This is a genomic window from Secundilactobacillus paracollinoides DSM 15502 = JCM 11969 (genome assembly GCF_001311135.1).
Classification (GTDB): domain Bacteria; phylum Bacillota; class Bacilli; order Lactobacillales; family Lactobacillaceae; genus Secundilactobacillus; species Secundilactobacillus paracollinoides.
Genome location: NZ_BBAG01000001.1, coordinates 258,314 through 271,413 on the forward strand (window position 1 = coordinate 258,314; position 13,100 = coordinate 271,413).

Genomic DNA, 13,100 nt, shown 5'->3' on the forward strand with positions numbered 1-13,100 from the left:
AGAAGGCCAATAAGGAGGTTCAACCGTGAGACCGTTAAAACTAACATTAAAGAACTTTGGCCCGTATGAAGCCGAAACGATCGACTTTCAAAAATTGGCTGAAGTCCCCGTTTTCTTAATTTCTGGTCAAACAGGGAGCGGCAAGACCACGATCTTTGAAGCCCTGACCTTTGCGCTATACGGTGAAAGTGTGACGTCAGATCGACCAGCAAATAGCTTGCGGTCAGACTTTGCGGTGGACACCGAACCGACGGAGGTCACCCTGTTATTTGAGCACCAGGGCAAACAGTACGAGATCACTCGGCAGCCTAAACAAACCCTCGCTAAAAAACGTGGGTCTGGCGATAAGACCTATAACGCATCCGCTGAATTAAAGGTGTTTGATAACGATAAAAAGGTTGAAGACACCACCAAACTAAAAGATATCAACATTGAACTGGAAGGCTTACTGCAGATCAACCGGGACCAATTTTCACAGATTGTCCTGCTGCCGCAAGGTGACTTCCGGCGGTTTTTAATCTCTGATAGCGAAGGCAAGGAAGGCGTGCTCCGTAAGCTGTTCAAGACACAGCTCTACCAAAACTGGGGCGATCAGATCAAGGACCAGCTGCGAGAGGCCAACGCCAAGAGCCGCGGCTGGAAGAGCACGATCACTGATAACCTCAAGGCAATTCAGTGGGTCGAAACCCCCGATGACTTAGACAACCTCGGTGTGGAAGCTCAGGCTGACCTGTTGAAGACCCAGCAGAATAAAACTGAAGCGACTGGGCACGCACAACGCACCGCTCTGAATGAAAAACAGACTGCCGTTCAAAAACAACAGACCGCCATTGAACAGGCCGTCAAACATAATCAACAGTTAGACGAACTCGCAAAATTGGAAGCCCAACACACGCAATTAACGACCCAGGAACCCGCCATGGCAGCCTTGAAGACCCAAATTGCTGACCTCGTCTGGGCGCAATCGCTCAAGCCGGATTATGATACCCGCCAACAGACGACGACCAGTTACCAGCAAACGGCCCAGTCGATCGTTGCTGAAGAAAAGACGCGGACACAAACAACGGCTGACTTAAAGGCCCTCAAGACGACCCAGACCATGTTACAGGCACAGGCTCCTGAGTTCGCTGCAAAGCAGCAGCAAATACCGCTGCTGGAACAGCAACGGCCCTCATTTGAAAAAGTTGCCCACTTAACTGCGGCACTCAAGAAGGCCTCCCAGGATGCTGATCAGGCACAAACGGCCTTGACCGCGATGACAGCCCAGCAGAAAACACTCAGTGACGCCCTGACTCAGCAAGAGTCGCTTGCTAACCAAGCAGCACCATTGAAATTACAACAAACGACTTTGTTGCAGCAACAGGACAAGTTGGCTGGCTACACGCGGCAAGGCCAGACGTTGACTGGGGTCAATGACCAGCTGAGCACGCTTCAAGCGCAGATCACTACCAAGCAGGCAACCCTGCCGGACTTACAGGCCGCAGTCCAGACTGCCGAAGCCGCCAAGGCCGATTTGGAGAATCAGCGCCTAGCCAACCACATTGCTGAGTTAGCGCAGCAGTTAAGCCCGGGCACGCCATGCCCAATCTGCGGCAGTGTGGACCATCCCAGCCCAGCAGTCGCCGTGGCAGGAAAAACGGTCACCAAGGCAGCGCTCACGAAGGCTGACAAACTGGTCACAGCGCAAAGTCAGACGCTGACCAAACAACAAACTGAAATTGAACAGTTGCAACAGCAGTTAACGACGCAACAAACTGCCCAAAACAAGGCAATCACGTCATTTGAAACTGAATTAGGCGCCCTTGAGTGGCTTTCAGTTGATGCTGGATCAGGACTGGCCGATTGCCAAACCGCGCTCCAAAAGGCGGCACAAACGGTGACGAGCCAGCTGGCGGCGGTGCAACAGGACTTGGACAAAAGTCAAAAGGCAGCAGTTCAGGTCACCGAATTGACGCAACAACAGGCTGACTTAACTAAGGCGGCAACTGATCAACAAGCCCAGGTCGCCACGGTGCAGCAACAGGTGCAGACGGTGACTGTCCAATTGACGGATGCGCAAGCCAGGTACCGACGGCCTTTAAGGACCTCGACAGCCTCGACGCCCATCTCAACGCGCTTAAAAAAGAAACTGCCGATTTTGAGCAGCGGCGACAAGAAACGCAAAAAACAGTCTCCAGTACTGAAAACGCACTGGCCGCATCCACCTCTAAACTAGATGTGATGACCGCCCGCCAAAATGAATTAACCAAACAGTTAACCGCGTTGAATGACCAGCTGACAACAGCGTTAGAGGCGCACTTTGACGGTGAACCAGATTGGGATCAGTTCAAAACGTTACTGAATCAACTACCATCCATCACTGACCAACGCCAACAGTTACAAACGTACAATCAACAGGTAGCGGCGGTTCGAGCCCAATTAGAAACCTACCGGAAAATGGTCAGCGGCGAGCGCATTGACGTGACCTCGGCGCAAACAACCTTAAAGACGGCTCAGGATGAGTTGCAACAGGCGAATGACGCGATGGAAGCAACCAGTAAGTTGTACATTCTGAACCAGCACACTCTGGAAACAATCGAGAAAGCCACCAAGCTATCCGTAAACAGGCAAATGACCTTGACGCGCTGACGTTACTCTCGAGCACCATCAACGGCAACGGTGACGCCAAATTAAGTTTGGAGCGCTACGTTTTACAGCAGTACCTCTTAGAAATATTGGACGCCGCAAACGGTCATCTGCAGGCCCTAAGTTCAGGCCGCTACTACCTTCAACTGCACGAAGAAGCGGGGACGTACGCCAAAAACACCGGCTTGGAATTGGATGTGTACGACGACAATGTTGGCCACACCAGAAGTGTCCACACCTTGTCCGGTGGCGAGAGTTTCATCGCCGCGCTGAGTTTAGCGTTAGCGTTGGGTGAAGTCATTCAAAACCAAGCTGGCGGGATCTCCATTGACGCGCTGTTTATCGATGAAGGGTTTGGCTCACTGGATGCCGACTCGCTGCAAACAGCCATGGCGGCCCTCGAACACATCGAAGGTGACCACCGAATGATCGGGATCATTTCCCATGTAGAGGCCTTAAAATCACAGATTCCGTACCAGATTCAGGTTGCCACTCAGGGTCAGGGCAAGAGTCACGCCAAGCTGGTTGTCCCACAATGACCCGGTGCATCGTCGGAATTTTATAATTTTTTAAGCACTTTACTGAAGCTTAGACATTTGAACAAAACGCTGTCACACCAATGATGTAACCCGTATCATTCAAATTCTCATTTTCCTCACATTTGTTTTTTAGTTCGAATTAAGGTCAAATTGGTTAACTAGTAACCGTAGACATGCAGGACAACCAAACCACATGTCCAATCAATCTAGCCGACACGCTATCGTCATTAAAAAAAGGAGTGTCTTACCATGTTAATCGACCAAAATAAAGAACTAAAAACGTTACCGCAGCACAAATCATTGAAGTGACTTACCCCGTTATTAAAGCCCGCACCGAAACCGGGTCGCTGGTTGAAGTCAACGTTTCGCCAACCGAGAAACAGGACCCGCTTTTCTGGGAAGAAGTCCGCAGTATCCTGAAAGCAAAACTCTGGGTGCCGATGGGCAAGAAGTACCACCAGTTGATCGATAATGGGTGGTTGTTGGATAACTCGGCGTTGAGCTATTAATCATGAAAAAGCAAAAAAGTCTAGAAACCTTTATGAGATTTCTAGACTTTTTTGTTTTACTTTGAGGTATAAGTACACGTTTAGAATTCAGAAAGTGACTTGATAGGCTTAGCAGGGACACCAGCCATCAATGTGTTATCTGGTACATCACTATTCACAACAGCGCCAGCAGCGACTACGACATTATTGCCAATCGTTACACCTGGCAAGATAACAACGTTGCCTCCAAGCCAAACATCGTTGCCAATTGTAATCGGTAAAGCCTTGGCTTTGTATTCTCGACGCCCACTGGCAGTCATTGGATGATTGACAGTATAGATACCGACGTTTGGTCCAATCATGACGTGGTTTCCCATAGTGACAGGTGCGATATCCAAAATAGTCAGATTATAGTTACTCAGAAAATCATCGCCAACGTGAATGTTTTTGCCGTAATCGCAATGAAAAGGGGCTTGGACGGACAGTCTTGTACCCGCTGTACCAAACAAGTCACGAATTTTTGCAGTTTGGGCTGCCGCGTCTGTTGCAGGGAGGGCATTAAAGTCCTGGCAAAGTTGTGCGGCACGGGCTTTACGCGCAACAACTGCACTGTCTAAAAAATAGTACCAGTCACCATTATTCAGCTTCTCTAATTCAGATTTCATGTCATCCATCCTTTCATGATTATTTTAGAACTTAGAGTAGCGTCTAAGTCAAACGCCTGTTAGTTTTAAACTTTAAAGCAAACTAGTGACTTAGAGCCCACTCAAGGTCGTAGGCTAATCCTTGTAATCAATTAAGGAGATGTTTAAATGAGTCTTTTAACCGAAACATTCACCCTCAACAACGGCATTAAAATTCCTAAAGTCGGGTTTGGTACCTGGCAGATTCCCGATGGCGACACCGCGTATAACGCTGTTTCGAATGCGCTAAAGTTGGGCTACCGGCATATCGATACCGCCTACGTCTACCGCAATGAAAAAAGTGTTGGGAAGGCCATTAACGAATCTGGTATCGCGCGTGAAGATATCTACCTGACCTCAAAATTGCCCGCTGAGGTCAAGAATGCCGGTCAAGTTGCTGACTACTTCAATGAGACACTCAGCAATCTCGACACCGACTATCTGGACCTCTACTTGATCCATGCGCCTTGGCCACTGAATCAGGTTGGTACCCGTTTTGATCAGGAAAACCTCGCTGTTTGGAAAGAACTGGAAAAACTGTATAAGACTGGCAAAATCAAGAGTATCGGAATTTCAAATTTCGATGCGCATGATGTTAAGAATCTGTTAGACAACGCCGAAATCGTTCCAGCGGTCAATCAAATCATGTATTATGCTGGGTTTACCCAGCCTGAAAATACAAAATTTGCGCAAGACAACGGCATTTTGGTTGAAGCCTACTCACCACTAGCAACCGATGATCTGTTAAACAATCCAACCATGACCAGTTTAGCCAAGCAGTACACCGTTTCAGTACCCCAACTGGCACTTCGGTTCGTCATTCAAAACGGTGTCTTGCCGCTGCCCAAGGCAACCTCAAAGACTCACATTGAAGCCAACACTGAATTAGACTTTACCATCAGTGATGCTGACATGACGACCTTAAATGCAATGCAGGACACGGCACCGACCCATTACCATAACGCAACGGAAAAATAAATAATTGAAGGAAAAAGTTTGAGACCAAAATGGAAGGACAGTCAGCTTTAAATTTCAAAGCAAACTAGTTGACTTAGACCCTACTCAAGGTCGTAAGCTTATCCTTGTAATCAATTAAGGAGATGTTCAAATGAGTATTTTAACTGAAACGTTCACCCTCAACAACGGCGTTAAGATTCCTAAAGTCGGGTTTGGTACCTGGCAGATCCCCGATGGCGACACCGCGTATAACGCCGTCGCTAACGCGTTAAAGGCAGGCTACCGGCATATCGATACCGCCTACGTCTATGGCAACGAAAAGAGTGTCGGCAAGGCCATTAACGATTCTGGCATCGCCCGGGAAGACATCTTTCTGGCCTCAAAATTACCTGGTGAGGTTAAGGATGCCAGCCAGGTTGCTGACTATTTCAACACGACACTCAGTAATCTCGACACCGACTATCTGGACTTGTACCTGATCCATGCGCCGTGGCCATGGAGCCAAATCGGCACGCGCTTCGATAAGGAAAACGTGGCCGTTTGGAAAGAACTGGAAAAACTCTATCAGACCGGTAAGATCAAGAGCATCGGGATCTCTAACTTCGATGCCCATGATGTTAAAAACTTGCTGGACAACACTGAAATTGTGCCCGCCGTCGACCAAATTCAGTACTATGCAGGCTTTACGCAGCCTGAAAATACGAAATTTGCGCAGGATAATGGCATCTTGGTTGAAGCTTACTCACCACTGGCCACCGGTGATTTGCTGACCAACCCAACCATGACCAGTTTAGCCGACCAGTACAGTGTTTCTGTACCACAACTGGCACTCCGGTTTGTGATTCAAAATGGCTTACTGCCGCTGCCTAAGTCAACCTCAGAAGCGCACATTGAAGCCAACGCTGAATTAGACTTTACGATCAGCGACGATGATATGGCTAAGTTAAACGCTATTCAGGATGCTGCGCCGACTCATTTCCATAATCCTACACAAAAATAAGAGAGTGGAGAAAAACGGGTGAGACCAGAACGTAAGAGCAGCTAGTGGAAAATCCTGGGCCTGGATTTTTCACTAGCTGCTCTTACGTGGCCGGTCTCAGTTTTTCGGAACTCATTTCCGCTACATGACAGAGAAAGAGTACCCCAAGTCTCTAACTTGCCTAGTCGTAGCAAGACTCCCGGAAGAAGTAGTTTCAGTCCCCACTCATCATTTCATTGACTCAGAATTTCTCTCAGGTCAAACGCCTACAACCGCGTTCTTTTCATCTTGACTTCCATTGACTCGATAGTCATTGACTGGCAAGTTCAGCCATTCTATACTTTAGCCATCAAGACAGATACCGCGAATTAACGGTATCGCTGAGGGGTGAGAATGATGAGTGACATTTTAACAGTGGACCATCTAGAAAAGAAGTTCGGGAAGTTCCAAGCTTTAAAGAACATTACCATGACGATTCATGCGGGGGAAGTTTTTGGGTTTATCGGGCCAAACGGGGCCGGCAAGTCAACGACGATTCGAACACTGCTGGGAATCTTACGGCCAACGAAGGGGTCGGCGCAGATCTTTGGCATGGACGTCTGGCAGGATGCCGTTGCGATTCATAAACGGATTGCCTACGTGCCCGGCGACGTTTATCTTTGGCCCAACCTGACTGGGGGGCGAGGTGATTGATTTGTTGCTGCGGCTGAATGGGCAGCAACATTCTGCGAAGACGGATGCGTTGATCAAGGACTTTGAATTGGATGTATCGAAGAAAGCGCGAACTTATTCCAAGGGGAATCGGCAAAAAGTGGCGCTCGTTGCGGCGTTTTCGAGTGATGCCGACTTTTACATTTTCGATGAACCGACTAGTGGGCTGGATCCGCTGATGGAAGAGGTCTTCCAAAAACAGGTTTTAGCGTTAAAAACTGTTGGTAAAAGTGTACTGCTGTCATCGCATATTTTAAGTGAAGTGGAACGAATGTGTGACCGCATCGCCATCATCCGTAAGGGTGAGATCATTGAGATCGGCAGTTTGAGTGAGATGCGCCAGCTGAGCCGGAGCACCATCACCGTCACGACTAGCCAGCCGCTTGCGGCCGTTGCCAACATGACCGGTGTGCATAGTTTTGATGAAAAAACGGCTACCCAAGCGATCTTCTCAGTTGATTCAGAGCACGTCGGTTCGGTTATGACGGCGCTTGGACAACTGGGTATCCTCCAGCTGCAGAGCACGCCGCCGACCCTTGAAGATCTCTTCTTGCGGTACTACAACCAGGACAACAGTGAAGCGGGTGACGGTCATGACAGCAAGTAAACTGACAGGAACTGGTGCCTTACTCAGACTTAATTTACGGCATGACTGGTTAAAGATCGTGTATTGGTGGATCGCACTGATCGGCCTCATGACCGCAGCTGCTGTAAAATTTGATGGCATGTATGGGACCACCAAAGCCATGAACTCCATTATCACAACGTTAAAGACACCGGCGATGGTTTCACTATTAGGCCCATTTACCGGAACAAAGCCGTACACTGTCGCCATGGTGTATGGCGCCGAAATGATGGTGTTTATGGGACTGTTTGCCGCCATGATGAACCTGTACTTCGCGGTGCACGCCACCCGGATGCAAGAAGATGACGGCACAACGGAACTGTTGCTGGCGCATGCGGTTGGCCGGCAAAGTCCATTAGTGGCCGCAATCGGCGAACTCGTTTTCATTAACCTTGGCGCCGGCGTGCTTGAGGCGTTGGTGCTTCAATTTGCTGGGATGAGTGGCGCAAACGCCGCTGGTAACTGGCTGTTTGGCCTTGGTCTGGCTGCTTTCGGATTCATGTTTGGCGTATTCGCGCTCTTCTTTAGTCAAATCGTCAACAACGGGCGGAGTGCCACGATTCTGAGTTATATTTTCCTCGCGGTGCTGTTCATCGCCCGAATGGGGACGGATGTGCAAAACCCCAAGTACACGTGGTGGACCATTTTTGGCTGGATCGAAAAAATGAAACTCTACACCGGTAACGACTGGACACCCGTCTGGATGATGCTTATTCTGAGCGTGGTCATGCTGATTGTCACCGTGCTCGTGGCCGTTCGGCGCGACATTGGTGCCGGAATAGTTGCTCCGAGAAACGGCCGCAAGACTGCCAGCGTGTGGTTGCGCGGACCCATTACACTGCTTATGCGGTTGGACCGGGTTAGCACAGCCATCTGGCTCATTGGGTTAGCGCTGTTTGGGGCAAGTTACGGCTCAATCTTTGGTACGGTGGGGGATCTGGTCAAAACGAATCCAACGCTGGGCCAACTGCTTGGCAGCGCGGCGGTTAAGAGTGCCAATAAGACCATCATTCTGGGACTGGCAAATAAGCTGACGATCATTTTCGTGGTCGTGGCGTCGATTCCACCGCTGATGACGCTGTTGAAGCTCAACACCGACGACAAGAAGGGCTACTTGGAAGCCGTCCATGCTAAACCAGTGTCACGGTTGCGGTTATTTATCACCTATACTGGGCATGCCTTGGCAGTGGGCACTGTCAGCTTCGCGCTCGCCATCTACGGCATGGCGTTTGCGGGACAGCAGTCCATGGCGTACATGCCAGTTTCGGTCGGCCAGCTCATGCGTGGTTTCGTCGGCTTTTGGCCAGCCTTGTTAGTTGTCTGCGGTATCGCGGCCGTTTTAGTTGGGGCGCTGCCAAAGGTCCAGTCGGTCGTTTGGATCTTACCGATCTACGGGGTCTTCTCACTGTACATTGGCGCGTTGCTTGACCTGCCAAAATGGGCGCAACGCATTTCACCATACGGTTGGGTCAACTCAGTTCCCAGCCATGCAGTCAATTGGACGACCTTTAGCTGGATGACTGTTTTAGGAATCATCTTGTTGATGATTGGTTACGGGTGCTACCGGCGCCGTGACTTGACGATGAATTAGAAAGGAGCGGTGACCGTGGCAGCACGACCAAAAGCAGCAGTGAAGGGCGAGATTCCAAAGGACCCCGAAAAGGTGGATCGTATCCTGACCAGTGCGCTGCACGAATTTGCGCAGGCCGGGTTTCGCAACGCCAAAACGGATGTGATTGCCAGTGAGGCACAGGTGTCGAAGGGGTTGTTATTTCACTATTTCGGCAACAAAGCCAACCTGTATTACGAGGTGTCGAAGTGGTCGCTGGCGAGGATGAATCGGGCAGCTGACTTCAACGTTTGGCAGTCAGCGCCCAACCTCAAGGTGATGATCGAGCGCGCGATGCGATATAAAATCAAAATGCAGCTGGATTATCAAGACGACTTCGCATTTTCACTTGCGCTATATGGCGGCACAAACAAATTTCCCGAAGCATTGGCAGCAAAACTGCAGGGCCTATTGGATGGCGAAATGAAAATGGCCACCACAGATCTGGCGGGGCCGGTGCTCGATCGCATGACCCTGCGTGAAGGGGTTAGTCTGGAAACTGTCAGGGGACTATTTCTGATGATGGCGAACCTCATCTCAGACAAGGCACAGGCCTATATGACGGACCATCCAGACGTCAAAGTGGATGATTTGGAATGGTTAGTTCAAGAATCACTGGGGTATATCGATGTTTTGGAACATGGATTTTTAGCTGAATAGAACACAAAAACCGTAGCGAAATTACTCGCTACGTTTTTGTGTTCTATTTTTAAAATAAATTCAATAATTCAAGAAATGGTCTGCAAATGGAATCTTTTAATAAAATATTGTCAAAAACACATATCGGTTCTAACCATGTTGAAAAATTATCTTTTAGTCTTTCTATTTTTCAGTTTAACTGAATACCAACGGCAACCTTTCACTTTAAAGGGTACAAAGCACTCAAAATTTTGCTCATTTTGAAAAATGTTGAATCTTAACGCAACCTAAAAAGCAAAAGAAAACATTAAGTTGTTTTCATGCGTGATGGGTAAATCTTATCGCTGGTTATAGACACTAAATCACGGTCTGAGTTGATTGACTGATTGCTAGGTAGCAAATTTGATTATTTTTAATGATTTGTCGCGCTATAATTTGTCGAGTCAGCATTAGAGTCAAGTTGTTGCTCAATGAGTTAACGATGTGAGTCGAACAGACAATAAGTCTAAAACGAGGTGAATTAAGTGAACGAAAATAGTATCGAACTTAAACATGTTTCCAAACGCTACCAGTCAGCAACCAAGCTATTCCAATCAAAATCGATATCGCCATTGGTTTTAAAAGACATCAATTTAACAATTCCTACTGGCGAATTTCACGTTTTTCTTGGTCAAAGCGGATGTGGTAAATCAACCCTTTTAAACATCATAGCCGGCTTTCTTCCTAAAACAAGTGGCCAGGTGCTCGTCAATGGCCATGAAGTGACTAAGCCTGGTAGTGATCGAGGTGTCGTATTTCAAGATGCAGAAACAGCAATCTTTCCTTGGTTAACCGTTCAAGAAAACATTGGTTATGGCATGAAGATGCAGCACGTTTCTGAAAAAAAACGTCAGCCAATTATTCATCATAGTTTAAAGTTGGTTGGCTTAGAAGAACACGCAGATAAATATCCATATGAATTATCAGGAGGGATGAAGCAACGTGTTCAAATTGCCCGAAGTATTGCGAACAATCCTAGCATCCTAATTCTAGATGAACCTTTGGTGCTTTGGATGCCCAAACAAGACGAATTATGCAAAACGAATTGATCAACATTTGGGAAAAAACAGGGAAAACGATTCTATTTGTAACCCATGACATTCAAGAAGCAGCGTATCTTGGTCAGAAAATTAGTATCTTTTCTAAGTCACCGGAATCACGTATTTCAATTACAGTTTCTGTCGATCAATCTTATCCAAGAAACTTATACTCAAATGAAAGTGAACAATTAGTGAATAGGATTAATGACTACTTTGAAGTAGGAGGACCAGCAAAATGAAAACAGTAAACGCCAAGCCTTCAAAAAGAACCGGTCTCAATAACACATTCATTGCATAAAGTAAAAAAGGTAAGTCGCCAAATTGAAGATGAGGATAGCTCAAAATTAAAAAATGCCCTGGCGTTTTTTGCGCAACGTGGATTACTAGCGTGGCTGTTACTTCTTGTAGTATGGCAAATTGCCGCGAATATGATGGGCAACAGTTTTCTATCAACACCGCTGAAAACTCTATCGGGCGCTGAAGAATTAATTAAAACTGGAACTCTGCAAAGTGATCTTCTCGTTAGTCTTTTCAGAATAGTTTGTGGGTGGTTAATTGGCACCATTATCGCTGTACCATTAGGACTAGTCGTTGGTCAATTCAAAATTGTCCGCTGGTTGATTGAACCACTAATCAACTTTTTTCGATTTGTTCCTGCTATCGGATTTTTGACACTGTTTCTGTTATGGTTCGGCGTTGGTGAAGTTTCAAAAGTGACGTTAATCATTTACGCGACAATGTTTCCCATCATTATCAATACGATTACTGGTGTTGTTGCAGTTGACCCGCTAAAAATTGAGTCTGCACAATCCCAAGGCGCTTCAAAATTTCAAATTTTTTATAGTGTCGTTATTCCATCGTCCATTCCCAGTATTTTTACAGGTGTTCGACTGGGTCTAGGTGGCGCAATCATTGCCATTGTTGCAGCTGAAATGCTCGCGGCACAAAATGGAATTGGTTATTTAATTTACACGTCAAGGCTTTATTACAGAACAGACTGGATTTTTGTTGGTATTTTTATTCTGGGTTTTCTTGGCTATATCTCGGATATGATTTTGAGATTATTTGGCAACGTTGCGCTCCGAAAATACGGCATTTCTGACAAACAGCGAATCATAAAATAATTAAAGGGAGCGTTTATTGTCTTGAAAAAAATCATTATTTGGATTGCCAGTATCATGGTCATTATCGGGATGATTGTTGGTGCTGTGCTTGGTCTTAAAAGCACTAATTCTTCATCTAATTCCGGTAAGACCACCATTCGTTTAGGTCTGATGACAAACTCTGACGGGCAGTATTTGGCTGCTATTGCACAAAAAGAGGGGTACTTCAGCAAATACGGAATCAAAGTTAAAACGTCTACATTCTCATCTGGAATTGAATCTGTGAACGCTATCACCACTGGTCAACTTGATATCGGATATGTTGCTGATTTTGCAGCGTTGAACCGATTTGGTGGTTCAAGCAAGAGTGGTCTTAAAATGTTTGCAAAGCTGTCAAGTTCCAGCGGGAGTAACGTAAAACTTTACGTGGCGAAAGGAATTAATGCCTTATCTGATTTGAAAGGTAAGACGGTTTTGACTAATAAGGGAACTGTAACTGAATACTGGGTCGCTAAAACGTTGGCTAAAGCAGGCTTAAAGTCCAGTCAAGTTAACCTGGTGTCGGTTGAAACAGGACAGGAAGGGTTGGCACTTATGAAATCCGGCAAGGCTTCGGCCGTATGGGCATCTGGTCAAGATGCTGCTAAATTGGCAAAAACCGGCAAGTTTAAGGTGTTAACGACTCAATCAAAGGTAACGTCGCCAACCTTAGCCTTTGCAATTTCAAACAACTCATTTTTGAAAAAGCACCCTAAGGCTGCAGAAGCGTATCTGAAAGCAATTAATGACGCTGTCAATTTAGTCAATAAGCATCCTAAAATGGCAGCAACTGTCGTTTCAGAAAAACTGAATGTTCCTAAAAACACAGTTCTTCAGGTTTTTAAAAGCACAGATTTTAGCATCGACTTTAGCAAATCAACAGTCACCGATCTCAAAGAAATTTATAATTATCTCTCAAAAAGCGGTGATCTCAAGCATAACTATGATGTGAATGATTATATCGATACATCAATATTAAAGAAAGCTATTTCGAGTGCTACCGTAACTGACAACTAATTAATCC

13 protein-coding genes and 1 pseudogene are annotated in these 13,100 nt (G+C 46.7%); 13 read left to right on the forward strand and 1 reads right to left on the reverse strand.

Annotated elements, in window-relative coordinates:
- Positions 1-25 precede the first annotated feature (25 nt).
- The 4 genes from JCM11969_RS01245 (at position 26) to JCM11969_RS01260 (ending at position 3,673) form a co-directional block, all read left to right on the forward strand.
- Positions 26-2,215, forward strand: a complete 2,190-nt coding sequence (locus JCM11969_RS01245) for an AAA family ATPase (protein WP_054707226.1) — start codon at positions 26-28, stop codon at positions 2,213-2,215.
- A 5-nt stretch (positions 2,216-2,220) separates the two neighbouring features.
- On the forward strand, positions 2,221-2,628 hold the full coding sequence (locus tag JCM11969_RS01250) for a hypothetical protein (protein WP_054707229.1): 408 nt from the start codon (positions 2,221-2,223) through the stop codon (positions 2,626-2,628).
- Positions 2,629-2,675: 47 nt separating this feature from the next.
- A complete protein-coding gene (locus tag JCM11969_RS01255; protein WP_439709728.1) occupies positions 2,676-3,164 on the forward strand; it encodes an SbcC/MukB-like Walker B domain-containing protein in 489 nt (162 codons plus the stop codon).
- Between the two features lie 305 nt (positions 3,165-3,469).
- Positions 3,470-3,673, forward strand: a complete 204-nt coding sequence (locus JCM11969_RS01260) for a hypothetical protein (RefSeq protein WP_225353068.1) — start codon at positions 3,470-3,472, stop codon at positions 3,671-3,673.
- An 80-nt stretch (positions 3,674-3,753) separates the two neighbouring features.
- Here JCM11969_RS01260 and JCM11969_RS01265 read toward each other — a convergent pair whose 3' ends face one another.
- Entirely contained in the window at positions 3,754-4,317 is a 564-nt protein-coding gene (locus JCM11969_RS01265; RefSeq protein ID WP_054707231.1) for a sugar O-acetyltransferase, read from the reverse strand.
- 147 nt (positions 4,318-4,464) lie between these two features.
- Between JCM11969_RS01265 and JCM11969_RS01270 the strand changes: the two genes are divergently transcribed.
- The 9 genes and pseudogenes from JCM11969_RS01270 (at position 4,465) to JCM11969_RS01305 (ending at position 13,093) form a co-directional block, all read left to right on the forward strand.
- On the forward strand, positions 4,465-5,313 hold the full coding sequence (locus JCM11969_RS01270) for an aldo/keto reductase (RefSeq protein ID WP_054707234.1): 849 nt from the start codon (positions 4,465-4,467) through the stop codon (positions 5,311-5,313).
- Positions 5,314-5,443: 130 nt separating this feature from the next.
- Positions 5,444-6,292 carry an aldo/keto reductase gene (locus JCM11969_RS01275; RefSeq protein WP_054707237.1) on the forward strand — a complete coding sequence of 283 codons (849 nt, stop codon included), beginning with the start codon at positions 5,444-5,446 and terminating at the stop codon, positions 6,290-6,292.
- Positions 6,293-6,664: 372 nt separating this feature from the next.
- Positions 6,665-7,589 (forward strand): annotated as a pseudogene (locus tag JCM11969_RS01280) (ABC transporter ATP-binding protein).
- Positions 7,576-9,198: an ABC transporter permease gene (locus JCM11969_RS01285; protein ID WP_054707242.1), complete on the forward strand. Its 1,623-nt coding sequence runs from the start codon at positions 7,576-7,578 to the stop codon at positions 9,196-9,198. The pseudogene JCM11969_RS01280 and the gene JCM11969_RS01285 overlap by 14 nt, the downstream one beginning before the upstream one ends.
- Positions 9,199-9,213: 15 nt before the next feature.
- Positions 9,214-9,876 carry a TetR/AcrR family transcriptional regulator gene (locus JCM11969_RS01290; protein WP_054707245.1) on the forward strand — a complete coding sequence of 221 codons (663 nt, stop codon included), beginning with the start codon at positions 9,214-9,216 and terminating at the stop codon, positions 9,874-9,876.
- A gap of 503 nt (positions 9,877-10,379) precedes the next feature.
- Positions 10,380-10,943: an ABC transporter ATP-binding protein gene (locus JCM11969_RS01295; RefSeq protein WP_225353069.1), complete on the forward strand. Its 564-nt coding sequence runs from the start codon at positions 10,380-10,382 to the stop codon at positions 10,941-10,943.
- Positions 10,928-11,173 (forward strand): hypothetical protein, encoded by a 246-nt coding sequence (locus JCM11969_RS18425; RefSeq protein ID WP_225353070.1) that lies wholly within the window; start codon positions 10,928-10,930, stop codon positions 11,171-11,173. Before JCM11969_RS01295 ends, JCM11969_RS18425 begins: the two co-directional genes overlap by 16 nt.
- Positions 11,174-11,224: 51 nt before the next feature.
- Positions 11,225-12,058, forward strand: coding sequence for an ABC transporter permease (locus tag JCM11969_RS01300; RefSeq protein WP_054707248.1), 834 nt, complete (start codon positions 11,225-11,227; stop codon positions 12,056-12,058).
- Between the two features lie 21 nt (positions 12,059-12,079).
- Complete coding sequence (locus JCM11969_RS01305) at positions 12,080-13,093, forward strand: ABC transporter substrate-binding protein (protein WP_054707251.1); 1,014 nt, start codon at positions 12,080-12,082, stop codon at positions 13,091-13,093.
- Positions 13,094-13,100 lie beyond the last annotated feature (7 nt).